The 26,635-nt window shown below is 47.8% G+C and carries 19 protein-coding genes; 15 read left to right on the top strand and 4 right to left on the bottom strand.

Annotated features, from left to right (window positions below; translation table 11 throughout):
- Nucleotides 1-13: 13 nt before the first annotated feature.
- From VM802_RS07265 to VM802_RS07275, 3 genes are all read left to right on the top strand, one after another.
- Entirely contained in the window at nt 14-2,179 is a 2,166-nt protein-coding gene (locus VM802_RS07265; protein ID WP_325529158.1) for a hypothetical protein, read from the top strand.
- A 39-nt stretch (nt 2,180-2,218) separates the two neighbouring features.
- Nucleotides 2,219-5,002: a hypothetical protein gene (locus VM802_RS07270; protein WP_325529159.1), complete on the top strand. Its 2,784-nt coding sequence runs from the start codon at nt 2,219-2,221 to the stop codon at nt 5,000-5,002.
- A gap of 148 nt (nt 5,003-5,150) precedes the next feature.
- On the top strand, nt 5,151-6,062 hold the full coding sequence (locus VM802_RS07275) for a hypothetical protein (RefSeq protein WP_325529160.1): 912 nt from the start codon (nt 5,151-5,153) through the stop codon (nt 6,060-6,062).
- Nucleotides 6,063-6,115: 53 nt separating this feature from the next.
- Here VM802_RS07275 and VM802_RS07280 read toward each other — a convergent pair whose 3' ends face one another.
- Both VM802_RS07280 and VM802_RS07285 read right to left on the bottom strand, forming a co-directional pair.
- On the bottom strand, nt 6,116-7,111 hold the full coding sequence (locus VM802_RS07280; RefSeq protein WP_325529161.1) for a S1C family serine protease: 996 nt from the start codon (nt 7,109-7,111) through the stop codon (nt 6,116-6,118).
- A gap of 213 nt (nt 7,112-7,324) precedes the next feature.
- Nucleotides 7,325-8,773 (bottom strand): hypothetical protein, encoded by a 1,449-nt coding sequence (locus VM802_RS07285; protein WP_325529162.1) that lies wholly within the window; start codon nt 8,771-8,773, stop codon nt 7,325-7,327.
- A 140-nt stretch (nt 8,774-8,913) separates the two neighbouring features.
- Here VM802_RS07285 and VM802_RS07290 point away from each other — a divergent pair, with 140 nt between their 5' ends.
- Both VM802_RS07290 and VM802_RS07295 read left to right on the top strand, forming a co-directional pair.
- Nucleotides 8,914-9,711, top strand: coding sequence for an acetolactate decarboxylase (locus tag VM802_RS07290; RefSeq protein WP_325529163.1), 798 nt, complete (start codon nt 8,914-8,916; stop codon nt 9,709-9,711).
- Between the two features lie 109 nt (nt 9,712-9,820).
- Nucleotides 9,821-11,041: a YncE family protein gene (locus VM802_RS07295; RefSeq protein ID WP_325529164.1), complete on the top strand. Its 1,221-nt coding sequence runs from the start codon at nt 9,821-9,823 to the stop codon at nt 11,039-11,041.
- A 307-nt stretch (nt 11,042-11,348) separates the two neighbouring features.
- Here the strand turns inward: VM802_RS07295 and VM802_RS07300 are convergent, their stop codons facing one another.
- Nucleotides 11,349-12,470 carry a cytochrome P450 gene (locus tag VM802_RS07300; protein WP_325529165.1) on the bottom strand — a complete coding sequence of 374 codons (1,122 nt, stop codon included), beginning with the start codon at nt 12,468-12,470 and terminating at the stop codon, nt 11,349-11,351.
- Between the two features lie 426 nt (nt 12,471-12,896).
- Between VM802_RS07300 and VM802_RS07305 the strand changes: the two genes are divergently transcribed.
- From VM802_RS07305 to VM802_RS07340, 8 genes are all read left to right on the top strand, one after another.
- Nucleotides 12,897-13,718, top strand: coding sequence for a hypothetical protein (locus tag VM802_RS07305; protein ID WP_325529166.1), 822 nt, complete (start codon nt 12,897-12,899; stop codon nt 13,716-13,718).
- Between the two features lie 15 nt (nt 13,719-13,733).
- Entirely contained in the window at nt 13,734-14,231 is a 498-nt protein-coding gene (locus tag VM802_RS07310; protein WP_325529167.1) for a hypothetical protein, read from the top strand.
- Nucleotides 14,228-15,154, top strand: coding sequence for an HTTM domain-containing protein (locus tag VM802_RS07315; RefSeq protein WP_325529168.1), 927 nt, complete (start codon nt 14,228-14,230; stop codon nt 15,152-15,154). Before VM802_RS07310 ends, VM802_RS07315 begins: the two co-directional genes overlap by 4 nt.
- Before the next feature lie 109 nt (nt 15,155-15,263).
- Entirely contained in the window at nt 15,264-15,947 is a 684-nt protein-coding gene (locus tag VM802_RS07320; RefSeq protein WP_325529169.1) for a response regulator transcription factor, read from the top strand.
- Nucleotides 15,944-17,260: a sensor histidine kinase gene (locus VM802_RS07325; protein WP_325529170.1), complete on the top strand. Its 1,317-nt coding sequence runs from the start codon at nt 15,944-15,946 to the stop codon at nt 17,258-17,260. Before VM802_RS07320 ends, VM802_RS07325 begins: the two co-directional genes overlap by 4 nt.
- Before the next feature lie 155 nt (nt 17,261-17,415).
- On the top strand, nt 17,416-18,813 hold the full coding sequence (locus VM802_RS07330; RefSeq protein WP_325529171.1) for a TolC family protein: 1,398 nt from the start codon (nt 17,416-17,418) through the stop codon (nt 18,811-18,813).
- 69 nt (nt 18,814-18,882) lie between these two features.
- Nucleotides 18,883-22,155: an efflux RND transporter permease subunit gene (locus tag VM802_RS07335; RefSeq protein ID WP_325529172.1), complete on the top strand. Its 3,273-nt coding sequence runs from the start codon at nt 18,883-18,885 to the stop codon at nt 22,153-22,155.
- Between the two features lie 63 nt (nt 22,156-22,218).
- The gene (locus VM802_RS07340; RefSeq protein ID WP_325529173.1) at nt 22,219-23,352 is read left to right on the top strand and encodes an efflux RND transporter periplasmic adaptor subunit; all 1,134 of its coding nucleotides are present in this window, start codon (nt 22,219-22,221) and stop codon (nt 23,350-23,352) included.
- 73 nt (nt 23,353-23,425) lie between these two features.
- On the opposite strand, the gene VM802_RS07345 is transcribed toward VM802_RS07340, so the two are convergent.
- The gene (locus VM802_RS07345; RefSeq protein WP_325529174.1) at nt 23,426-24,913 is read right to left on the bottom strand and encodes a hypothetical protein; all 1,488 of its coding nucleotides are present in this window, start codon (nt 24,911-24,913) and stop codon (nt 23,426-23,428) included.
- Between the two features lie 284 nt (nt 24,914-25,197).
- Between VM802_RS07345 and VM802_RS07350 the strand changes: the two genes are divergently transcribed.
- Both VM802_RS07350 and VM802_RS07355 read left to right on the top strand, forming a co-directional pair.
- The gene (locus VM802_RS07350) at nt 25,198-25,779 is read left to right on the top strand and encodes a PhnA domain-containing protein (RefSeq protein ID WP_325529175.1); all 582 of its coding nucleotides are present in this window, start codon (nt 25,198-25,200) and stop codon (nt 25,777-25,779) included.
- Nucleotides 25,780-25,985: 206 nt separating this feature from the next.
- Nucleotides 25,986-26,635, top strand: a 650-nt coding sequence (locus VM802_RS07355; protein ID WP_325529176.1) for an ABC transporter permease, incomplete at its 3' end; no start/stop codon positions are given.

Here is a 26,635-nt window from a genome sequence, read left to right on the forward strand (position 1 = left end):
TTAAGTGATAACTATGAGCCATATACTTGACGATATAAGAGAACGAAGAAAAGCGGGTACAGGTCAGGCATTGACGATAATGGACATGGTGCTGCTCTCCGACACGGAAACAAAGTATTCATTACTATCCACTGCCAGTCATTACCTTAATGACCCGGAAGTAATAAAAAGATGGATTGCCGCCATTGAAGCGGAAACTGATACAAAACTCAGGGCCGATATGCTCTATCGCCTTGCCTGTTGTGGATTACAGGCCATTCCTGATAAAGTACATTTTATAGGTCTGTTGTCTGATATGTTGCAGCAGGATGAAGCCCGCGATATTATACTGCCCCTGCTGGGAAAGTTTTCAGTGATGGAGAAAGCAGCCCGGCAACGGCTGCGGAGCTTCTATCAGGAGCAGGACAATGCAGATACAGCAAGGCTGATACTCTCCTGGCTGCTGATACCATTTGATGCAGATGAAGAAGACCTGGTTTTTTATAACAGCATACTACCCGCCATTGATACCACGGATAAGTACTTTGTACTGAACCGCCTCTTGTTGCAGGACGGGCTGACAGGGGAAAGCATCACACAGCTTTTGTCTGCATCAGAACCTGCGGCGATTAAAGATATGGTACTGCGTTACTGTTCCGATAGATCGCTGGTGCCGGAAGAAGCTCTGTGCGCGCTGGTCCGAACTGATTCATCCCCGGACATCAGAAGGGGTGGTATCCAATTGCTGGCAGTGCATGGCATCCGTAGCGTGCAGGTCACCGATACGATCCTGCATGCGTACAGGCAGGACCCGGATGCTACCGTGAAGACGGCTGCACTGCGGGTATTTGAATACAGCATGTCGCTGACGCCTGATATTATTCATTACCTCTGCGAAGCCCTGCTGGCAGAGAAAGAAGCAGCAGCCGCCACACAGTTGTTGTACCTGCTGGCGCCCTATACAGAAAAGAATGCAACATTAACAGACGCGTTGTGGCAACTGCTGGACACCAATCTTCCTATAGGCGTAGCCGTTAGCATATACCATATACTTGGCAGAATGGTACCTTACCGCCTGCCGCTCTTTGAAAAATTCCAGGCAGCTTATGAACGCGAGCAGCACGATCAGTGCAAAGCGGCGATACTGGGCGCTATTGCGCAGGCGGTAAGCTTCGGTGATGAGTTGAATAATTTCTATCTGAAAGCACTGGATGCGCCTTCGCCACAGATCAGGGAATGGGCTGTGAGAGGGCTGTTGTTACTGCCACTTGCCAGGAGCAATACGCCAGTACTGGCAGCTGCAGCACCCGCATTATTGCATCCCGAACTACCACATCAGCTGCGGTTGTTGCTGGCAAAGAAGATCAGTTGTATCCCGGTGTTGCCATCCGCTGCCGTGCAGGTGTTCAGCAAAATAACAGATCAGGGTGCAGATGATGCGCTTGGGGCGGTATGCAACCGTGTGCAGGAGAAAGCTGTTTCGCAGTCAGGAGGGGAACATATCAATTGGGAGCAGTGGTTGCATAAGGCAGATGTAACGCATGATCTGGAAGGCATCTTCCCGAATATCTGGTTGTTCTTCCAGGATAATCCGCAGATGGCGCACAGGATTCTGTGGGCCTGCATTAATCCCGCCGGTAGTGGCGGCTTGTATCAGCAGAGTCTCAGCGACATAGACATCCTAAGCTTCCTCGCTGTTAATATGGGCGTGGATGATGATATGTGCCGTTACGCGCTGAATCAGCTGCTGCACACAGATCTCGGTAACGAGTCGAAGTTTAAAGCGTATCTCCTGATCATAAAAGGCAATACTTCCTGTGACGAGCTTCGTGAAGGTTTGTGGAGATTGTTGGAAACCCGGGGTCGTTATATCAATATGATACAACTGGATGAAGTGCTGAAGATGATCTGGAAAGATAAGCTGGAAGAGGAGTTCAGACAGCGGATGTTGCAAAGCGGCAACCCGGCGGGTATTATTCCCTATCTGAAATACCTTTCTGTGAACTGTACCTGGCCGCCGGCGCCACAGTTGCTGCAAGTTGTTGTACAGGCGCCTGGGATGCAGGAGGATGCTGATTGCAAACAGCTATTCCGGGAGGCTTGCCGCAACTGTATAGTGGATGCAGAAGAACTGTTACGTACAGCTGCGCCGCAGGCTTCAGCACCCATTGTAGAAGAGGGGCCGGGCTTTGCCGATTGATAAGCATATAAAGATTATTCAACTTTACTTTAGTGAATTATGCCGGAGGAATTAGCCTTATTCGATATATTAATTTCCGCAGAACGTAATACCGAAGAGCGTTTGCAGGCACTTAACGATCTGCGTCCTTTCCTGGAAACAGATGAAGCTGTAACGAGGCTCGCTGCTGCCGTTCGTACAGAAACTACCATTGCCATTAAACAGCGGATGCTGGAACTGCTGGCAGATGTTGATATTGCACGACTTACAGACCGTGCAGCTTATATCAACGCATTTGCGCATGTTGCCTGCCTGGAGCCGGAGCGTGCCCTGAGATGGATGGCAGTTCAGCGTCTTGCAGCCATTGCTGCATATGATGATGAGGTACAGGAGATACTGGCAGAGACGATGCTCCATGATCTTGACACCGACATACAACTGGCCAGTGTTGAAGGCCTCACACGTTGCGTCCGCAAAACGGATGATACTATTACAAAGATCGCAACCTATATACCGCAGGCGGCCTTTCCTGTACGTTATGTGTTGCTGCAGTTGGTCAGGCAGCTGAAACAGCCCCATGCAGCTAAGTTGGCGGTGCTGTTCCTGGGGCCGCTGGAAAGGGAGGGGATCAGACTCGAAGCGGTTAACTTCATCTCCGGATTTGCCGCCTGGGATACTGAGACATTGTTGGCGCTGACAGCGATGTTGCCGCTGGAAACGAGCCTGCCGGTGAGAGATGCGGTCATCCGATTGCTGTCTGGCATCCGGCAGATGGACGCTGATATTTTTGCGGGCATATTTGCCGCCCTGCGCCGCATGCCTGATCAGCCGGAGTTATTGTCGCTGGTAGCTGGCCGGCTTACCGCGTATCCGGAGCTGGAAACAGGCTTCAGCAGTCTGTTCGGACAGACCACATCCGCGGGCCTGAAGATAAAGCTGCTCGCACTTTTGCAGCATAGTGATCTGCCAGCGCTTATCATCACGGCACTGAAAGATACCAATCCATATGTGCGTGAGGCAGTATTACCCTTGCTAACCAACAAATTTCAGCAATACAGGGAACAACTGGAACCTGCGCTGGCAGCAGCTATACAAGCGGAGCCGCTTGCAGCGTTACGCAGCGCCCTGGTGACAGTAATATTGCTGACCGGCCGTAAATCCTCACAGACAGAAGACTTGTTGATAACGCTCGCCTTATCGGAAACCGATCATCGTTTGAAGGTACGGCTGACAGAAGCTGTATTGCAGATAGCTGTAACAGATCATAACCGGAAGGCGCTGCTGAAGGTATGCTGTGAGATACTGGAAGGGGCTTATTTCCCTGAATCCCTGAAACAACAAGTTACAGCCAGATTGCAGACATTTGCCTATACAGACGAACCAGAGTTGAAGAGAAGTATGGGTCTTTTGCTGGAGCAATCTAAAGACATTTATGAGCTGGACAGGATATACCAGGTGCTAAAGACCCTGGAAGCTGATTTTAAACAACTGGCGCCTTCCCTGATTACAGCATTGTATCGTCATATTGCCTGGTACCCGCAGCAGCCGTTGCACGAATGGGTACAGCTGCTGGGGGGGATGGCAGAGCAAGATGCAACAGTACGTGGCGAGCTGCCATATATCATCTCCCTCACCGGTGCTACCTGGTTACTGAAAGGGACTGACAAAGCTGATCAAACCGGCGCTTTCCTGCCCGCCTTCAAACAAACCATCTCCCGCAAGAATGGAATGTCCGCTGTTATGGATGCGCAACGGCTCATGCAAGATGCCTGGAACAACAGAACATTGAAGAAGGCGGAGGTGATAGAGCTGTATAGTATGTTGCTGCGCATGCCGAAATCCGGCGCTTACCTGCAACCGCTCGTACAGATCATGACCACCGGTAAACTCACCACGCCGGAATTGGTGCAACTCAGCCTGGATTACCTGCTGGTGGCGCAGGACAGAGAAAATATCTATACCGTCAGAAAATACCTGGAACAAACCGGACATATTGATTCAGCTTACCGTGAAAAACTGCTGAGCCTTTTTACGCAGGAACATTACAGTACCTACATGCTGCATAATCAGCCCGAAATACACTCCAAAAAGCGTTGGAACACATTGAACGACTGGGAATACCAGGGGTGGGGTTGCCCCTATCATCAATGGCCGGTAGCCGAACTGGTGTTTGCGATGGAGCCGGGCGAGGCGGTTTACGATGTATTCAGTAACCTGCCGGTGGATGCTCCAGATTCTGCTGCTACATTACCTTATCTCATTCTCGAACATTTGTTCAGGAATCCTTCCGGTATGTGGGGTAAGTATCTTAGTAAAGACACGGCCAATACAGAAAGATGGCTGAGAACATTGTATAATGGTTACCGGCAATTGTCTGCTGCCAATCCGCCTGGCGACAGAATGCTGTATGTTTTCTGGAAGCAATGGAATAATTATGTGCAACGGTTGAATGGTAGCCCAGTTTCGCAGGATCTGGCAGATGCTGCGGCTGATATATACCTTGGTGTTTGTGGTATCGTGAAGCAACTGGAACCTGCTTTTCAGGGGAAATCTTTTCCTGCGTTGCTGAAGGGGATGAGCGTTGAGAATGTAAAGCTTAACTGGCCCTGGAGCCAGGAATTGTGGGAGGTCTTTGAGTACAAGTATTTCCCGGAGCGGGAGCCAGACCATAAAGCTGCAGAACAACTATTCCAGGAAGCCGCAAAGACGCTGCGGGCGGGCGATCTGGCTGCCGGTAAACAAATGCTGCTGGATCTTGTAAATAACTACGGTCATACAAGATTAGTAAAGGAACAATTACCCAACATCAACAACGCTTTAGTTCAGCTGGAGAAACCTGAATAATCAGCTATCGTGTATATTTTCCTGCATTGATTTTATCTACCTGGTAAAAATTAATGCAGGAAATTTCTTTTATCCTGGTCTGATAATTACTTTTGAAAGATACAGTTAACCTTTTCTTTCATCAATTTTTATTTTTATACCTATGATAATGAAGAAGATCTTTAGCACTTTGATGTTGCTGACGGGACTGCATTTTGTATCTGTAGCTCAGGACAATGATTACATGAAATTTCGCGGTGGACTGACAGAAACCACAATGGACGATGGTATACAGAATGGTTTCTATACGGTGAATTATCCCGGCAAGCATGTGTTATCTATGTTAACTTTTACAACGTCCAGCTCCGTAGGAACATTCCAGATGGAAACATCGTATTGGGGACAGCTGAGATTTCGTAACAGACGGGACAACATCGCATGGAGTGACTGGAACACGATCTGGCATAGCGGTAATTTGAACCTGGCCAATATTATGCAGTACCGGGGCGGAGTAACTGAAACCACTATTGATGCAGCGATTGATAATGGTTTCTACAGTGTAATGTATCCTGGCAAACATATAGCATCCCTGTTTTGTTTTGCAACTCCAGGTACATCAACAGGCCCTTTTCAGCTGGAGGCTAATTTTATGGGAGAATTAAGGTACCGCAATAAAATAGATAACAGAACCTGGACCAACTGGAATGCCATCGTAACCAAAGATGCAAATGGAAATGTTGGTATCGGAACTGCCCCTAAATCCAATTACAGGCTTGCCGTTGAAGGTGTGCTTGCTGCGCGCAGAATAAAGGTTACACAGGAATCCTGGGCGGACTTTGTATTTAGTCCGCAATACAAATTACCACCGTTACAGGAAGTAGAACAATACATCAGACAACATCAGCATCTCCCGGAAATCCCTTCTGCAAAGGAGGTAGAAGCCAGTGGGATTGATTTGGGTGAAATGAATAAGAAGTTGCTGCAGAAAGTGGAAGAGCTTACGCTTTACATACTGGAGTTGAAAAAAGAAAACATTAAACAGCAGGAGCAGCTGGATGTGCTGAACAAGCGTATACGGTAGTTTTTTTCTCGCAAAGAGAGCAAAGATCTTTGCTCTCTTTGCGAGAAAAAGAACTAGTTCCTGATCTCTCCTGGTATTACACGTATTGTCATCTTGTGCCCTCCTCTCAATATCTCTACTTCTGTTCTTTTGCCGATGAGCTTTTCTGACAACATCAGGTGCAGGTCGTCTACAGATGAAACGGGGTGATTGTCGAATGAAATGATGATGTCGCCGATGTGCAGCTCACTGTTATAGAAGTTGCCATCAGGAACAATTTCGAATACATAGACGCCTGTTTTTACGTCTAGTTTATTGGCTGCGATCATGCGTGGAGTAAGGTTTACCGGCTGTGCGGCAATGCCCAGCTGTGATCTTCTTACTCTGCCATGCAAGATGAGTTGTCCTGCAATTTGAGCAGCGAGGTTGGAGGAAATGGCGAAGCATAACCCTTGAGCGGAGGCTATCATGGCGGTATTTACGCCTATCACCTGCCCGAGGGAGTTGACGAGTGGTCCGCCGCTGTTACCAGGATTCAGGGCCGCATCGGTTTGTATGACATTGTCGATCAACCTGCCATTGCTGGCACGGAGTGTACGCCCCAAAGCGCTGACCACACCGGCGGTAACCGTGTACTGCAGGCCCATTGGGTTGCCGATAGCGATGGCTATCTGTCCTACCTGCAGGGAAGAAGAATCGGCCAGCTGCATGGCTTTAAGGCCGCTTTCATCAATCTTTAGTACGGCAATATCTGTAGAAGTATCAGCTCCCTTTACTTCAGCATTCACTTTCCTTCCGTCTACAAAAGAGACCTTTATGCTTTCCGCATTTTCGACTACGTGATTATTGGTAATGATAAACCCGTCAGAGGAAATGATGAACCCTGATCCTGTGCCGGTTTGCGGTCGCTTGTCGGGGTTCCGGGAGTTATTGTTCTTTTTCTGTACTTCTATATGTACCACCGACTCAGCAACGGACCCTACTACACCTGTTATGGTTTGGGAGTATACATCCAGCAGGGCTGCATCGTTTACTGTACTGTGCGAGAGAAATGTTAATGAAGTATCCATGCGGGGACGGCTTCAAATATTTATCCAGAATGGAAAGATGTCATTCTGGCGGAATTTTTCACGCAAAGCTGCAAAAGGAGCAAAGACCGCAAAGGTTTTGTAAGATTATAAGACTATTTAGCAGTGCTCAATAATATAGCGGGCTGTAAAACAGTTCTCTACCTTCTTAAAATATCCTTTGTGTTCTTTGCTCCCTTAGCGCCTTTGCGAGGATTATTGCAGCTTAGCCAGCCACAGGGATGCGTTCATGAACAGGGCCGGATGGCTGAACAATGACCAGCCTACATAGAGGTTGTTACCAGGTGCGCCGGTACCATCATCAATGGGAGAGCTGTCGGTAACCACATATACGCGTCCGCTGCCGAAGGTAGAGGAAGCGCTCATGATATGCGTGTTCCCCTGGGTGTAGCTGCCCTGCCAGATAAGGCCCTGCACAGTGCCATTGGCAGAGGGGTCAATGGTAACAGTGGCGCCGTTGTGGAAGTCGAGTTGCGTTACATTGCCCTGTGAGCCATGCAGGATAGGATTGGTACTGTTGCCGGTGAGTACGTTGGAACTGGTTTCAGTAATATTTGTAAGATCGATGCTGAAGCCGAAAGGATTGGTTTGTACGGAGTTGTTGGACATCAGATCATTCCAGATATCGGGTGAATCATAACCATCGTTATTGCGGTCGCTGATAGTATGATCGGAGATCATAAACAGGCCGCCGCCATTTTTTACGAAGTTGAGTATCGCTGTTTTTTCTGCGGCGGTAAACAGGATGTTAGGTTCATCTACTACAAATACATCGTAGTTGGAGAGGTCCTGCGGATTGGAAGTGTTGCCGTAGGTGATCGCGGTACCGGAAGGCAGTGTTTCTACGGTATTACCTGCTTTTACCAGTGCGATGCCCCAGCTGGAGATAGCGCCGGTCCAGTAGGTTTCAGCGGTGGAAGAAGTGATGCCGGATTGCGCTGGAGTGGGGAAGCGCTGGGGAACGCTATTATCTTCATCGATCACCCAGTCGGCATTGCCGGCGGTTTCTGCTTTGGTAGCGTCGAAGAGGAAACGTTTCCCTTTAGGTGTTACTATGGTTGTATCGGAAGAACCGTAGTTATTAATGGTGAAATCATCGAAATCGATACGGTTGGAGGAGCCATCCGTTTTACGGATTTCGAAACGGATGTTACCCTGTACATTGAGGGTGAAGGAAGCTGTTTGCAGTGTGCTGCCGCTGGTAGTGACAGTACCACCGGTCTGCGTATAAGTGCTGCCGTTATTGGTACTGTACCAGAGCTGCCAGGCACTGCTGCCATCGGAGCCGAATTTCGCATGGCTGATGGTAACGGTTGATGCGCCATTGGGGTTGTTGAAGTTCATGGTGAGCTTACCGCTGTTGCGTACGCGTGCTGCCTGTGCGCCATTCTTCACGTCGGTGCTCAGGTTACCGAGTAATGCATCGTTGAAGGTCCAGGAGCCGGAGCTAAGGGTTACAGTGCCGGTGGCGTAGGCGCCTTTAGTGCCTGTGTCAAAATTCTCGGCAACGCCGATCGTTTCAGTGACAGCTTTGTTTTGTGTTTGCTGGGGAGCTTCACTGGCTTTTTCTTTAGTGCAGGAAGCAAGTGACAGTGCGATCAGGCCAATCGCGAATGCCCGGTTCAGATTTGGCAAAAATTTCATAGAACTATAAAGTTTAGAGCAAAAAATTAGTAATTTTTTTGCCGATAGAACATTAATTAAAAGTTATCACGTCTGGTATGTATTTTTATGGCTGTTTTATATATTTCAAGCGTTAAACATTCTGATAAAAGATATCAACCATGAGAATAATACTATCCTGCCTGTTGCTGATGCTTTCTCTGCAAATGACTGCACAGCCAAAACAAACATCAGCAGAAAAGACTGGTGGTACACTGTTCCAGGCCGGCGTTGCCAGTGCTTTTATCGGAGGCCTTTATCATGCTGTTTATTCTTATCCGCAACTGAAGCAACACGGTGATTTCGGATTGGGTGCACCGGATAAACTGGATGGAGAGATTGTTATGCTCAATGGGAAAATATACCAGACGCAATATACAGGCCGCACCTTCGAGGTAAAAGATACTGGCAGTACTTCACTTGCTATGGTTACCTTCTTTAAAAACAAACAACGTATCATCGTGCCCTATGCGATGAACAAGAATGAGTTATTCCGTTATCTCGACAGTACCCTGCAACATCCCAATACAATTTATGCTATCCATATCAACGGTGCGTTCGATAGCGTGAAAACGAGAGCATTCCCGCCGCCGCCACAACCCTGGCAGCCATTAGCCAGCATGCTGGGCAGCCAGCATTTCTTTACCTTCCCGCATGTTACCGGCGATCTGGTAGGATACCGGTTGCCATTGTACCTGGAAGCACTGAGTATTCACGGCTATCATTTCCATTTTTTATCTTCAGATAAAAATCATGGCGGTCATATCATCGATGTTATTGTCAGAAAAGGAACAGTCATTGAGATAGACCCGCTGAATGGATTTTCCCTGGCCATTCCCGGCTCAGAAAATTTCGACAGGTATAACTTTGAAACCGACAGGAAAGAAGAACTTAAAAGTGTCGAGAACGGAAAGAAATAAGTACTGCGGTCCCACTTCAATATGATGAGTTAGTTTTATCAGGTATTCATGCACGTAAGTCACACTAGTCGTATGAACCTGTGCCTTTTATGATCATCAAAGTTATCGTATGCGGTTACGTTTCACCGCGGGGATACTATTCCTGCTGTCAGCTTTCGTTACGGCATGTTCCAAAATTGTTGATCCATCATTGAAGAAGAAGACCCTGTTTTTTATAGCTTACAGGAATCTTGATAGCGGTCCCGATGGTATAGCCGTGATGGAACTTGATCCGGAGTCGCCCAATTTCGGGTTTATCACCAGCAAACAGGAGCTTGGCGCTGGCGTATTGCCGCACCACCTGTATTTTAACCGGGATGAAAAAAGATTGTTTACAACTGCACTCGGCGGCAAATATTTATACGAACTGAAAGTGCGCTGGGACCGTAATGGGTATCCGTCTGTCCAGGATGCTATCCCGGTGAATACCGGTCAGAATACGGTTGGTGAAGACATCTTCTTTACAAAGGACGGGGAGTATTGGGTAACATTCATGGGAGGTTTCGGCGGCGTACGGGATGGTAGTGTGGGTGTATTTAATGCGCAAACCAATGCGCTCATGAAAACTATCCGTGCTCCCTATGATTCCAACAACAATAAGTTCATCATGTATCCGCATGGGATATCCATGAATGAGCAGAAGCATCTCGTGATGATTACCTCCACCATCCACCCTGATCTCAGGTCAGGTGTTGGCAATACCACTACGCTGATAGATCTTAATACCTATGATATACTGAAAACATACCGCCTGGGTGATAGCGCGAAAGATCTCTCTTCTCCGGTGGAGGTACTGCTGCTCCGCGATGAATATCCGCCCTATGCGCTGGCTACCACGATGTTGGGGGGCGATATATGGATAGCTGCCTATAATGTTGGCAAAGGCATATATGATGATTTCAAACGGGTAGTGAAGGGAAGTGATAAGGGAGTCGGTTGGGCGCTGGAATTCTATATAGCAGACGATAAATTTTTATATGTGAGCTTTGGACAGCCTGGTAAAGTGCTGGTCTATGATCTGAATTATCTGCCGGAATTGCGACAAGTGAAAACACTGCCGGCAGACAAGGGGGCGCATCATATGGCATTCTTTAAAACCAGCTCCGGACGTGCTGTGGTTGCTATACAGAATAACCTGCTGAATCTTCCCAATCTGAATGCCGGTACTATCAGCGTAGTGGATGTGAAAACAGGGGAGCTATTGGGAACCGTGAATATGCGAAAAGATTACAGGCTGTTGCCTGAATCAATTGAGAGCACATTGGGAAGAGGGTATTATATTCATCACTGACACTTGTATTTTTTACATAAAATTTTCTGGCAGAAGTGGAAAAAAAAGAGGAAGGTTCAACATAACCTGACGGTTACAGGGCCGCTATTGGCTTAATATACGGCGGCCCTTTCTTTAATCTTTTATAAACGGTTCGCCGGTTGCAGAGGATATACGCGGTAAATGAAGCAGCGCAGCGATTTCTGCGGCTTTCAGTACATGAGCAACGAAGTTTCTTCCGGATATAGGCATATCATGTGATCTGCTGCGAAAATACGCAGTTTATAATGTACATTAAATAAGCGGGAATGGTTATACGCAGGTTGTCTTACACTGACCGGTGTTGAAAGCTGATGAATATTTTTTCCGGATGATTATACTGTATACTAAAAATGGCGGCATGTATCAGCAGCGTTTCAAAGGCAGCATTCAACACAATAGTGGTGAGCGGGGCTTCTATGCTTTGGTGCAGGTAAGCGCCGGAGGCGAGGACCTGACAGTGGTTGGTCCGCGTCATATTGAAGGTGTGCGGCTCTGTGAAAACGGCACTGTCTCTATTAACGGCCGCCGCATCGATATGCAGCGGCTGACCTTTCTGAATGGGTGTTCCTGAAATTAAAATATCTTTAACGGCTATACGAAGTATGTCAGGAGATGCCGGCGATAACCGGAGTGCCTCTGCAATAGCCTGGCTGATGTCTGATGGCTGGGCAGCCAGGTGTGCCTGCAGGCCGGGTATCGCTGTAATGATCTGTAATACGTTGATAAAAGAGTTTTTGATATTACCGTAACTTTCAAAGAAGAGGAAGAAGCAAATGGCAATCACATCCTGTGTGCTGAACCGTTCGCCTTCTGCTTCTGCAAACAACAGCCGGGTAATGAAATCTTCCTGTGGATGTTCCCACCTCTCCTGTATCAGTTCTATAAAAAAGAGATGAAGTTGCTGTATAATCTGGGCCGACTGCGCAATACCGCTGCTATAGCCACAAGTCACCGCCTGTACCCATGCGCTTAGCTGTACATTGTTACGGGCCGGGATACCCAGCAGGCGCGAAATAACCTGGAAAGGTAATACTTGTGCAAACTCACTCACGAATTCCATCTCACCATGTCGCATTAATGGCGCCAGCACTGCATGACATTCCCTGCGCACCATCGTTTCCAGGTGGTATATCAGCTGTGTTGAAAATGCTTTCCCTGTAAGAGAACGCAGTAAGGTATGTTGCAACGGATCATTGATGATCAGCTGATCTGTGAAAATATCTCCTTCCTGCAAGAAAGGATATTCGCCGGAAAATGACCGGTGATCTGCCAGTACTGTGGCTGCTTCTTTATGACGGTTTACCTGCCATACGCCATTGGTGTTAACAAGCGGTTGAATGCCAGGGTCATAAACGGGAGCGCCGGTTATTATGCTCCTTCTGGATAGTTCGGTTATTGAGGAGTTCATGTCTTTTATTTTGTAATACTGGCAGGTACAGAAGAGAATGTTTTGTTGTTTAAGGGTTTACTCAGGCTCGGATCCGGAACTAAAGAATTTTCTGTAATGGTTATTGCCAGGTTACCTCTCCTGTATAGTGAAAGTAGGAGTAAGGGCTGCAACAGCATCACAGGACTATGATTTTTTTGATTTGTATGATTATTCTGATGAACGAAGATAATGCAGCAGTACGATTAAATAGATAGATAACCTGTTTAGTATTCATCTTTTCGGTATCATCGTTCTCCGGAATAATCACAACTAAAAAAATCATCGTCTGCTGTGGCATAGCAGTACACGCTGCTAAATTTGTCGTGAGTTTTGTGATCCCCATGTTCCGGCATCTTGTTTATCGTCAGCACTAAATTTGTCTAACCTCGAAAAAATCTGTTTTTTATGAACCCCAAATTCTTACTGGGCGTCTGTGTGGGCGCATTTGTATTCTGTTCTTGTCAGAAAAACCTCACGGAGAAAGCCGATCTCACCACACGCCCTCTCGACAAAAACACCGCAGCCGCCGCTGCATCTTCTGACGCACTGGACGCTATCCTGAAAGACCTGCCGCCGTCTACTTATTTGCTTAAGTTCGACAACACGCTTCCTGTAAACCCTTATATCACCAGGAAGGTATATGGCACGCTTTCTGAAAATACGCTGGTGCCTATTAGTAAATTTGGTATCCGCGGACTGGAAAGTATCGGCTACACACTCTGGCCTCCAAGAAAAATACCTTTCCCAACGGGACCTACTACATGTCCCGACATGCTCCTCAGAGCGGACATTGCACAAAGGGTAGTAGATCTTTTGAAGAATGTCAACAAAAACTGGTACGATATGACTGCCGTGGAAGTAACCCAGGGGCAGTTCGTCATTGGCACTGCCGGCTACTTCAAAGCAGCTTCCCTCACTCAGCCTGATGTAATTGATAAGAATGTCATCGGGCAGACTGCACTGAAAAATTTCCGCCTGATACTGCCGGATGCAACCAAGTATTCTGGTTTTCAACGCCGCGACTATGGCTCCTTTGATATCGCCAGCCGCAGTGCTTCCGGTGATACTTACGAGAACATTATCGGGAGAATTTACCCCAACAGCATTGGTTGTTTTTACCCTCTTGACGTGTCTGTATTGCGTTATAACCTGGAGAAAAATTATCCGGGTCAGTTTAAATTCAATGTTACGCAACTGCCGGGCGGAGGAGAAGCATTCGGAGAATAAATTTATTTCAACATCATGAAACGAAAACAATGGTGCTGGCTGGCGATCGCTCTGCTGCACCTGCTGGTGGCGGCGCTCAGCGCTGCACACCTGCAGGTGATATTTCCGCGCCGTACCCTGCTTGCGCAAGCATGGCAGGGCTACGGCGCTTATACCGGCGCTTCCAATATCTTCAGCTTTTTTGCACCGGAAATAGGGGATGAGATAGCAGTGATCTATACCGTTGTGGATAGGAACGGAAAGCAAATGGCTGTACGACTGGAGAACAACGCCAATCACGAACGCAATACGCGCCTGATCAATATCTACGGCTTTTTCAGTGTTGACGAAGCCAGGGAGCTGATGGCGCAGAGCTGCGCGTCTTATATGTTCAGCCAGATCCCACAGGCTGTGTTGATCCGCGTGGTGGTGGTATACAGGGCAATACCCCCGATGCAGGATTACCGTAACGGCCAGCGTCCGCGCTGGTACTCATCATTTTCAAGAGCATACCGCAGAAATACTGACTCATGAACAGCATTAACACCCGCATCTCAGCGGGACTGCATCATTTTTTCTTTACGCCTTCATCAGGCAGGCCACTGGCTTTTCTCCGCATCGGTGCTGCGTTGCTGGCATTGTTGCAGATCGTTCTGCTGAACAGCAGCCTGCTGATGCTGTATGGCCGGCATGGCCTGGTACAGTGGTTGCTCAGCGAAGGCATTATCAGCGATTATGCGTTAAGGTTAGGATGGATAGCCGGATGGCTTGCCCGATGGAATATCTCTCCCGACCAGGCAGTAATGATCGTGGCCGGAATATATACGGTGGCGCTGATAGCACTGATCTTCGGATTATTTACAAGGGGAGCAGCCCTGTTGTCGTGGCTGATACATTTTATGCTCACCAGTTCGGGCTTCATGAGCTCCTATGGCGTGGAAACCTTCACGCACATCGCGTTGTTTTATTGCGTGGTGATGCCGGTGGGGCATCACTTCTCGCTGGATGCCCGCAGGCATGGCAGACCCTTGTTCAGCGAATGGTATACGTTGTCAGTGAGAGTGCTGCAACTGCATTTGTGCATTGTGTACATGGCCACCGGACTGGAGAAGGCTGCCGGTACCCAGTGGTGGACCGGCGAAGCGATCTGGCGCGCGCTGATGCAAATGCAGTTCGGACAATTTGATATGAGCTGGCTGGCGCATTACACCTGGCTCGCCCGCCTCATTTGCTGGGGAACCATGTTGCTGGAAATCAGCTACCCGCTTTTTATGTTTCATCCGCGGCTACGCCGTTTCGGCTACCCCGCCATTATTATGCTGCACCTGGGGATTGGACTGTTTATGGGGCTGGGGCTGTTTGCTGCCATGATGATCACACTTAATACTGCCGCATTCTGGCCCTTTAAGGAAAGGGAAACAGCTATAGCAAAATCGCACCTCGCTGGAATTCACTAACTTACAGATTGCTAGTGACCTAAAAACAGCGAAGGAGCGCTATTCTTCAAATTTGATTCAAAATTGAGGAATATTTTAGCCGCTGTATGAAGACATTAGCATTAATTGTATGAAGATTTTAGCTGTAGAAGACAATAAAGAACTGGCCAGCAGCATCCACGATTTCCTGGCGCGTGAAGGGTATGTTTGTGAGGTGGCGCCGAGCTTTGATGAAGCGCAGGAGAAACTATTGCTTTACTCCTATGACTGCGTCCTGCTGGATATTATGCTGCCTGACGGTAATGGCCTCGAACTGCTGAAATTCATCAAGGGGAAGAATATCCAGAGTGGTATCCTGATCATCTCCGCCAAAGACGCCCTGGATGATAAGATAAATGGTCTGGAAGGGGGCGCAGACGATTATATCACCAAGCCTTTTCACCTGCCGGAGCTGCATGCCAGGCTGCGCGCCATCTACCGCCGCAAAAAGCTGGAGGGCAGCAATATCATCACCTTTAATGAGATCACACTGAATACAGACACCCTGGAGGCTACTGTCAATAATGCCCTGCTGGATACCACCCGTAAGGAGTTTGATCTGTTATTGTACCTGGTTGTTAATAAGAACAGAGTATTGTCCCGCCAGTCCATCGCTACGCATCTCTGGGGGGATTATACAGATAATTTGGCTAATTTTGATTTTGTATACCAACACATCAAGAACCTGCGCAAAAAGATCAGTGCTGCCAATGGAGCGGATTATATTGAAACAGTGTATGGGTTGGGATATAAATTTAATTCTTCTAATGTATGAGGCTGGTTGATAAGTTTACATTGTGGTTCATGGGCGTATTCCTGCTGGTAACACCGATTACGACCTTTATCTGCTATAATAATATCGAGAAGAAGATCAATGACGCTGAAACAGCGCGCCTGACCGACATGAACGAAAGGGTGGCGACACAGCTGAAAAGCGGCGTGAATGCAGAAAAAGAAATGAAGGGACTGGCAACGGAGATCGTGGCGATCCCGACGCAGTTGCCCGCACAACGTGTACAGGTGGAAAAAGAGGCCGCCGACAACAATTTCCAGAAGTATCATGAAAACCGCCTCGCTGTTACTTCTTACTATACTATCAACAACAAAAACTATAAAATATCTTCCTATAGCTATACTCCTAAAGCAGAGCAGATACTCAGCTCCATCCTGAATACTATCGTATGGAAACTTGTGCTGATGATCTTCTGCCTGGTTATATCTGCCAGGTTGGTATCCCACCGCATCCTGCGTTCGCTTAGAATTACGATGAAGAAGATCGAGAACTTCAACGTGAAGCGTAAACTGACTTTCCCGCATACAGGTACCCGCGAGCTGCGGGAGCTGAACTCTTTTTTGCAGAAGATGACCGATAAAGCCGTGGAAGAATATGCTGCCATTAAGGAATTCAGCGAGAACGCCTCTCACGAGCTGCAAACACCCCTGGCTATCATCCGCAGCAAACTGGAACTGCTTACGGAAACAGATATTCATGAAGACCAGGCCGCATTGATCAGCGATATGCAGAACGCCATTGAAAAACTGGCGAAGATAAACAGGTCGCTCACCCTGTTGGCCAAGCTGGAGAACAAAGAATATGAAGTGTCTGAAAGCATCCGCTTCTGCCGCGTTGCCAAAGATGTGCTGGCTGCTTATGAAGACAGGATAGAGATGAAGAACCTCTCTGTGAAAAACAATATTGATAAGAATATCCAGCTCAAGATACACCCCACACTGGCTGATATGCTGATGAACAACCTGCTTGGCAACGCTATCCGCCACAATGTTCAGAACGGCACGATCAATATCACCCTCACGCAGCGGCAGCTGATTGTGAGCAATACCGGGTTGCCACCGGAGATCCCCACAGATGAACTGTTTCAACGTTTCAAGAAAAGCAACCAGTGCAGTGAAAGCGTTGGCCTGGGGCTGTCTATCGTCAAACAGATCTGCGAAGTGAGCGGCTTCAAAGTTTCCTACAACTACAGCAATCAGCTGCATGTGCTCGAGGTTGAGTTCTATCCGTCTGCAACGAAGGAATATGTAGCGGGAACAACTTCACATCAGAATTTTGAACCTGCGCTGTCGTAGGGTAAAATCATGCTGTAATATTGTGCTGTGGCTGATTGCCGTTCATCACATTTTTTCCTCTCCCGTTCCTTTCTTCAAGATTACTTCAAAATGTTGGATTCATTTTGCATTGGAATTACCAATCGACGTAAACCATGCCGCAAAAATGTTCCTACATGATCGAAAAGAAAACGCTATCGCTATTATTCCTGCTGGTATTTATTGGCGCCAACACATTCCCTGCCGGTGCACAGGTACTTACCTTGAAGGAGGCCATACAGAAGGCAGTGAATAACTACGGTACCATCAAGGCCAAATCGAGCTATGCAGCAGCTTCACAAGCTACTGTGACACAAACAAAACGTGAATATCTTCCTAATCTCAATATATCGGCACAACAGGATTACGGAACCATTAACGGCCAGAATGGGCCGGCATATGGCTTCGGTGGCTTTGGTGTGGCCTCTTCAGGTCAGCCGTTGCCCAGCCAGAACTGGAATGCCGCCTTCGGCGGATTATACCTGGCGAATGTCAACTGGGATTTTTTCGCCTTTGGCCGCACAAAGGAAAAGATTAAAACTGCACAAGCGGTTGCTGCAAGGGACAATAACGACTGGCAACAAGAGATCTTTCAGCACAAGGTAAAAGTAGCAGCCGCTTATCTTAACCTCCTGGCCGCACAGAAGCTTACCATATCCTACCAGAAGAACCTCAATCGCGCGGATACTTTCCGCAATGTGGTGGTTACCCGCGTGAAGAACGGACTGAATGCCGGCGTAGATTCTGCGCAGGCCAATGCGGAAGTATCCAGCGCCAGGATTGCACTCACAAGGGCTGTAGATCAGGAACAGACGCAAGGCAATGTGCTGGCCCAGCTGCTTGGTGTGCCGCCGCAGCACTTTATACTGGATACCTTATTTATATCACATGTGCCGGCTGTGCTGAGTGATACCACTGGTATTGATAACCATCCATTGCTGCAATGGTATAAGAGCCGCATCGCTGTCAGCAATGAACAGGCGAAATACTTCAGAACCTTTAATTATCCCACCTTTTCACTGGTAGGCGTGATACAGACCAGGGGTTCCGGCTTTGAGCCAACCTATGGTGCTGGTCACCTGGACGCTTTCACACATGATTACTGGGGCGGCGTAAAACCTACGCGCACCAATTACCTGATAGGAGTGGGCATCACCTGGAATATCACGCAACCGCTGCGCATATCCCAGCAGGTGAAGTCGCAACAGCTGACCAGCAAAGGGTTACAGAGCGAATACGAATTGGCAGGACAGCAGCTGAAAGCACAACTCGAACTGTCTGATACCAAGATCGTCAATGCACTTGATAATTATCATGAGGTGCCGGTACAGGTGAAAGCCGCTTCAGACGCTTATCTTCAGAAGTCGGTGTTGTACAGGAACGGTCTTACTAATCTTGTGGATGTAACACAGGCGCTGTATGCACTTACCCGTGCAGAAACTGACAGAGATATTGCCTACAGCAATGTATGGCAGGCATTATTGCTGAAAGCCTCTGCCTCCGGCGATTTTACTTTGTTTGAGAAACAACTTTAACAGCGTGGAACAGGAATAGCAGGAATGATCTTCCGGTTATTCAAGATTAACAATCGATAAATAGAGATTATGAACCTTATCCGATTCGCATTACGTAAACCCATCACAATTCTGGTACTTGTTGCCGGCTTGTTCTTCTTTGGTATTAAAGCTGTCACTACTATCAAGATTGACATCTTCCCGAAGCTGGATATGCCGGTTATATATCTTTCCCATCCATTTGGTGGTTATACTGCTACACAGATGGAGTCTTTCTTTGGTAAACAGTATATCAACATCCTGTTGTTTGTGAATGGAGTGAAGAGTGTTGAAACCAAGAATATACAGGGCCTTACGCTTATCAAGATCAACTTTTATCCGGGTACCAACATGGCCCAGGCGGCCGCGGAAGTGAGCGCCTTTTCCAACCGTATACAGGCGATCTTTCCACCTGGTTCCAACCCGCCGTTCATTATCCGTTTCGACGCATCTACGCTGCCTGTCGGACAATTGGTACTGAGCAGCGACAAACGCAGTAATAACGAACTGCTGGATATGGCGAACGTGTACGTGCGTTCATCGTTTACTTCTATCCCCGGTCTGGTGGGCTCTACACCGTTTGGTGGTAACATACGTACAGTGGTGATCAAAGCGGACCCGGAGTTGCTGCGTTCTCATAACATGACGCCGGATCAGCTGGTGGAAGCGTTGCGTATCAACAACCAGACTGCTCCTTCGGGTAATGTGCGCATCGGCGATAAGAATTATATCACTCCGGCTAATACTACCATCAAGGATCTTAAAGATTTTGAAGACATCCCCTTATATAAAAATGGTGTGCAGAACCTCTACCTCCGCGATGTGGCCTCAGTAGAGGATGGCGCTGACGTTAGCACCAGTTATGCGCTGATCAACGGCCGCCGCTCTGTTTACATTGACATTGCAAAAGCAGCAGACGCCTCCACCTGGGAGGTGGTAGAGAACCTGAAGAAAGCGATGCCTAAAATACAGGCGCAGCTGCCGGAAGATGTGAAACTGAGTTATGAGTTCGATCAATCCACTTATGTGATCAACTCTGTGAAGAGCCTGCTGAGCGAAGGGGCTATTGGTGCGGTGCTCACCGGGCTTATGGTGTTGCTGTTTCTCGGTGATGCGCGCGGCGCATTGATCGTAATCCTTACCATTCCCACCTCTATTATTTCAGGTGTGTTGTTCCTGAGCCTGTTCGGACAAACCATCAACATCATGACGCTCAGCGGTCTGGCACTTGCCATCGGTATCCTGGTGGATGAAAGTACGGTAACGATAGAAAACATACACCAGCATCTCGATCTTGGCAAACCTAAGGCTCTGGCCATCTGGGATGCCTGTAAGGAAATTGCGTTCCCGAAACTGCTGATTCTTTTCTGTATCCTCGCAGTGTTTGCGCCTGCGTTCACGATGGGCGGCATCCCTGGTTCATTGTTCCTGCCGCTGGCCCTGGCTATAGGTTTCAGCATGATCGTGTCCTATTTCCTTGCACAGACATTTGTACCGGTAATGGCCAACTGGATCATGAAAGGGAAACACCACAAAGGCAGCGACGGAAAGAATCTCAGCGACAGCGAAGAATATGCTGCAGCAGGTCTGCCGGCAGGAGGAGAGAAGGATACCTGGGAACAGAAGAAAGCACTGGTGGAAAGAGACGACAGCAACCGTGATGGTAAGATCAGCCGCTTTGAAAGATTGCGTCAGCGTTACCTGCGTTTTATCAACAGGATGCTGCCTTACCGCAAACCTATTGTGGCCGCTTACCTGATACTGGTTACAGCCGCCGCGGTGCTCCTGCTCAACAACATCGGCCGCGACGTACTGCCCAAAGTGAACGGCAGCCAGTTCCAGGTACGTATGCGTCAGCCGGATGGCACGCGTATTGAACAGACAGAAAAGAAAACCATACAGGTGATCAATGCAGTGAATGACCTGGTAGGCAAGGAGAATGTATCCATTACCTCCGCTTTCGTCGGGCTTCACCCACAGCTGTTCTCTACAGCGCCGATATTCCTCTGGATGGCGGGTCCGCATGAATCAGTATTGCAGGTGGCCCTGAAAGAAGAGTATAAAGTGAACCTTGATGAATTGAAGGATAAGATCAGGGAGCGCGTAAAACAACTGGACAGCAATATGCAGTTATCGTTTGAGCCGATTGAGCTGACAGACAAGATCCTGAGCCAGGGCTCACCTACGCCGATAGAAGTAAGGTTCTCCGGAAGAAATAAGAAACTGAATGAAGAATATGCGATGAAGATGGTGGATAAACTGAAACAGATCCCTTATCTGAGGGATGTGCAGTTAGGACAGTCCATCAAATATCCTGCGCTGAACATCAAGATCGACAGGATACGCGCCGCCCAGCTGGGCGTGGATGTAGGAGATGTTTCCCGTTCACTGATCGCCACCACTTCTTCTTCTCGTCTGACAGAGAAAAATATCTGGGTAGATGAGAAAGCGGGGCTTAGTTACAACGTACAGGTGCAAGTCCCCGAGAATAAAATGACGAGCCAGAGTGACATCGGAGAGATTCCGTTGCTGAAGAACGCTTCCCGGCCTATTCTCAGTGACGTGGCCACTATTGTACCGGATACCACCTATGGTGAGAACGACAATCTTGGTGCACTGCCCATCCTGACAGTAACGGCTAACCTGAATAACAAAGACCTTGGCGCTGCCTCAGCAGATGTGAAGAAGGCGATTGCCTCCTTGGGGGAACTGCCCCGTGGCCTCAATGTGGATCTGATCGGTCTGAGCAGCACGCTCAAGGATACGCTCGATAGTTTGCAGGGCGGTCTGCTGGTGGCTGTGGTAGTGATCTTCCTGATGCTGGCGGCTAACTTCCAGTCGTTCAAGGTATCAGCCATTGTACTTGCAACAGTGCCTGCGGTACTGCTGGGATCTTTATCTTTGCTGATGCTGACCGGTTCTACGCTTAATCTTCAGTCATATATGGGTATGATCATGTCAGTAGGGGTGTCTATCTCCAATGCGGTACTGCTCATTACCAATGCGGAACAACTCAGGATGCACAACGGAGATGCGTTATTGTCTGCAAAAGAATCAGCAGCGCTGCGTTTGCGTCCTATCGTGATGACTGCCCTGGCGATGGTGGTAGGTATGATACCGATGGCGAGCGGCCTTGGTGAAGCCGGCGATCAATCAGCGCCGCTGGGCCGTGCGGTGATCGGCGGACTGCTGGCTTCCACTGTTGCAGCATTGTTCATCTTACCGCTGGCATTTGCATGGGGACGTGGAAAAGCAACTACGCAAAGCGTTTCGCTCGATCCTGAAGATGAAGAAAGTATTCATTACATCCCTCTAAAAGCGTAATCTATGAAAAGTGTTCAGCATCAAAAATATAGTGAGAGAATAACAGGAAATAAATATCATTTTATGAAACCAGTATCGAAATTTGCGTTTACCATTTTATCATTTGCAACTTCAGCAGTGATCCTTCAGAGTTGCGGCTCCACCTCTGCAAAAGAGGAGAGCGCAAAGAAAGAGCCTGTTGCTGCCCCGGTATTGGAAGCCGTTTCCCTGCAACAGGGACAGTTGTCTTCAAGCATACAGATCCCCGGCGAACTGGTGGCTTTCCAGCGTGTGGACCTGTACGCCAAAGTGAGCAGTTTCGTTAAAAAATTATATGCTGACGTGGGAAGCGAAGTGGCTGCTGGTCAGCTGCTCGTGACCATGGAAGCACCAGAAGTGAACTCCCAGTTGTCCGGCGCCGAATCCAGGCTCAAATCACAGGAAGCGGTATATCTTTCCAGCAAGGCTACCTACGACCGCTTACTGGAAACCAGCAAAACGCCGGGTACCGTATCCCAGAATGATCTGGATCTGGCCTTTGCCAAACAGAAATCAGACCTTGCACAGCTGGATGCCGCCAGGGCCTCCTTCCGTGAAGTAAAGGATACCCGTAACTACCTGGAGATCCGCGCTCCTTTCAGTGGTGTGATCAGCAGAAGGAATGTGAGCGCCGGCGCCTATGTAGGCCCTGCCGGTAAAGGTTCTGATATGCCTATATTCACCCTGCAGGAACAGAAGAAACTCCGTTTAGTCGTGAGCGTGCCTGAGGCCTATACCGGTTACCTCAACAGCAACAGTGAAGTAGACTTTGTAGTGAAATCGTTGCCCAGCCAGCGCTTCAAGGCGAAGGTGGCCAGGCTGGCTGGCGCGCTGGATGAGCGTCTCCGCGCCCAGAGCATTGAAATGGATGTGATCAATACCGACAAAAAACTGTTGCCGGGCATGGTGGCAGAGGTATCCTTCCCGTTGAAAGGCGACAGCACCCGCACATTTGTGGTGCCTTCGAAAGCGGTACTCAATTCCACACTCGGCGTTTACGTCATCAAAGTGATTGATAATAAAACTGTTTGGGTACCTGTGAAAACAGGCCGCAAAGCGGATAATAAGACAGAAGTTTTTGGCGAACTTTCATCAAACGATACCATTATTAAAACTGCAAGCGAAGAAATCAGAGATGGCGCTGAAGCAAAGAACGTAAAACTGGTAACAGCTAAATAGAAAGGCAATCAGTAGTTTTAGTATTGGAGAGGAACGCCTGTTTTAAGCGGGCGTTCCTCTTTTTTATAACATACTAGAATCTTTTCCTTGGTTCGATAGAAACCTTCACTGTACCGGTGTTCACTTCATAGGTGTCTGCAACGTAGGAGTATTGGAGGCCGGGAGTCATTCTTCTGTTGATCACAACAGGATCAGCAAAATTCAGCAGCCCCTCTCCGAGATTATCAGAAGTACCGGTCACTTTGATGTTAAAGGTCTCTGATTTTGCGGTGGTCTTGTTGATACCGAACTTCAATCCAACTTTCACCTTCTCAATTTCAAAGCCAAGGTCAAGCCCGAAATTCCAGCCGAAGGTGGAGGTTACATTACTGGTGTAAGTAGTCTCGGTACCGGGATCATACTCCATCACCAGAACCTTCCAGGTATCACCGTATTTGCGCATGTCCCATGGAGTGATGGGAATTGGGGTGCTCAGCACATAAGTCTCCGTCCAGTATCTCGTTTCCCCCATCACCACTCTTGGTTTAGGGAACAATTTAGCGGGATCACAGGGGAAAGATTTCATCAACGTTCCACCTGCACCTTCTCTTGATAAAAAGAAAACAGTCACCTGGAATTCCAGCATACCATCGGTAAAATCATCTACAATCCTGTCTTTGGAACTATATTCATTCACGGTTATAGCGGTAATGAATTCTCCGTAGTCGTTTCTCAGTTCACCGGTGTCTTTGCCCCTGGTGGGATCTATATCATAATAAATATAATCGCGTTGCGGTGTTATCTTTTTCTCATAGGCCCTTAATGCAAGGGAATCGATATCCATCGAGAGGGGCCTGTTATCTCTTGGATCATGGGGATCACCTTGTACATGATTAGTTCTGCCGGTAGCATTTGTAACCCCGTCATAACTATCATCAATAAACGAAAATGCCTGACCGCCTTTCTGCAGAAAAGCAGATGTCCTGTTTGTACTTCTGGCATTGGTGAATGAACCAGGAGATTGTGTGGTGATTCTTTCATTTTCCTTTACCACTATCACCGGTACATCCGGTTTCACTGCATATTTCAGATGGGTTGTATTACCTTTGTCGTCATATGCCAGCAGTGGTTTGCCGGACTTTTTATCTTCCGGGTTCCGCACCGCTACAATAGGCACCTGTGCAGATGTATTCCATTTGTCTGCATCAAATTGATCCAGCTGTGGTACATAAATAGTGAGCGTAGGTAACTGTCCGGTAATTTGATCGAAGCGTGCTTTGTCTGTTGCATACGCTGAAACCAGCTCGTGTAATGTTTTACCGGAAGGAGCGGTTACATCTTTGGAGAGGGCATACAACACATCATAATCTTTATCAAACATTTTGAGTGCTTCCTGCCGGAGCAGGTCGCGGACTTCCTTGTTGGTGAGTGCACGGGCAAGTGTCTGCGCAAACTCCGTTTTACTACTGTTGCCGATAACATCGGTTGGCGTGCCGGTAATGTTTACTTCATCTTTGACGGACTTCCTGCATGACGCAAAAAGCAGGCCCAATGCTACAACTAATAAACAGGTCTGTTTCATGAGTGCTGGTTTAATGAGGATTAGGTGAACAAATAATTACACATTGACAGTAAGGGATAATACATGTATTAAATAAGGGTCTGAGTTGCTCAGACAGGTTAACCATGTTTTAAAAGTAAACAATTAAATGAATCAGCCTAAAAGTTTTAAAGACTAGAAAAATTTGACAGCACGATATTTTCCTGATATGGGCGAAATAGCCCTTTCACCAGAAGACTAGTCTGTCAGGGCGTTTGTCGGGCGGAAAAATGTATCTTTGCGGACATTTTTTAATCAGCGTAATAATGAAACTGGAAGAACAGTTATTGCAAAGAAGTAAAGGCAAATGCGAATTGTGCGAAGCAACGGAAGCTTTAAAGATCTATGAAGTGCCGCCACCATCACAGAGTACAGCCGAGAACTCCATCCTGATCTGTGATAAATGCCGCGCTCAGATCGACAAGAAGGAAGAACTGGACAGCCAACACTGGAGCTGTTTACCTACAGCTATGTGGAGCGAGGTGCCAGGTATACAGGTAGTAGCCTGGAGGATGCTGAACCGTCTGAGAGGGGAAAGCTGGGCCGTAGAACACCTGGATATGTTGTACCTGAATGACGACATGCTGGAGTGGGCGAAGGCTACCGGGGATCACGAGAATGATGCTACTGTAGAACTCCACCGGGATTGCAATGGTAATATCCTGCAAACCGGCGACGCAGTGACACTCATTAAATCTCTGGATGTAAAAGGCTCTACTATCAATGCCAAGATGGGTACGGTAGTGAAGAACATCCGTCTTGTTGAAGATAATATAGAGCAGATCGAAGGAAAGATAGAAGGGCAAGTGATTGTGATACTGACGAAGTATGTAAGGAAACAGAATTAATATTTCTCGCAAAGCATCAAAGGAGCAAAGGATATTTTAAGTTAAGTAAGACTGTTTAGTAGTCCCTTTAATGTCCGTATACGGACATTGTGGTGTGCCGAAATGATACAGTATTTTTTTTCTGTAGACGCTAATTAGTTGGTTTTCAGCTTCGGGCCCGGTAGGCATCATCTTTGGCCAGTGTTCGTCAAGCTCAACCCAAGTCTATGTTCCGCAACTATTTTAAAACAGCGTGGAGAAATCTCCTGAAGCATAAATTTTACGCCTTCATCAATATCGCCGGCCTCACAACAGGTCTGACAGTTGGTTTATTGATTCTGCTCTGGGTGCGTGATGAAATGAGTTTCGACAGCTTTCACCGGAAGGCAGACAGTATTTACAAACTGCAGTGCTGGGGCGGTACCGGAACCAGCAGGCAGGTATGGACGGACATTATATCGCCAATGGGCATACTGGCCAAGCAGCAGTTGCCGGAGGTGACAGATGTGGTACGCATCACTTACAATGGTTACTATTCACAGTATCAATACAAGAACAAAACCTTCAGCGATGATGTCGCTGTTTTTGTTGATCCGTCTTTCTTTTCGGTATTCGATTTCCCGCTGATAGCAGGCAATAATGCGAAACCTTTTTCAGACGATCATGCTGTAGTGATCACCCGGAAAATAGCGGAGAAATATTTTGGTCAGGAAGACCCGATTGGTAAGGTGATCATCGCTGATGGGAAAGAGTCTTTTACGGTTACAGGGGTGATCAATAACTTTCCGCACAACTCCAGCATGCGATATGATATGATGATGCCTATGAGCCTGAAAGCGCAATGGCTCATAAAAGATCATCGTGACATCAATACTGA

The organism is Chitinophaga sp. (assembly GCF_035538455.1).
GTDB lineage: Bacteria > Bacteroidota > Bacteroidia > Chitinophagales > Chitinophagaceae > Chitinophaga.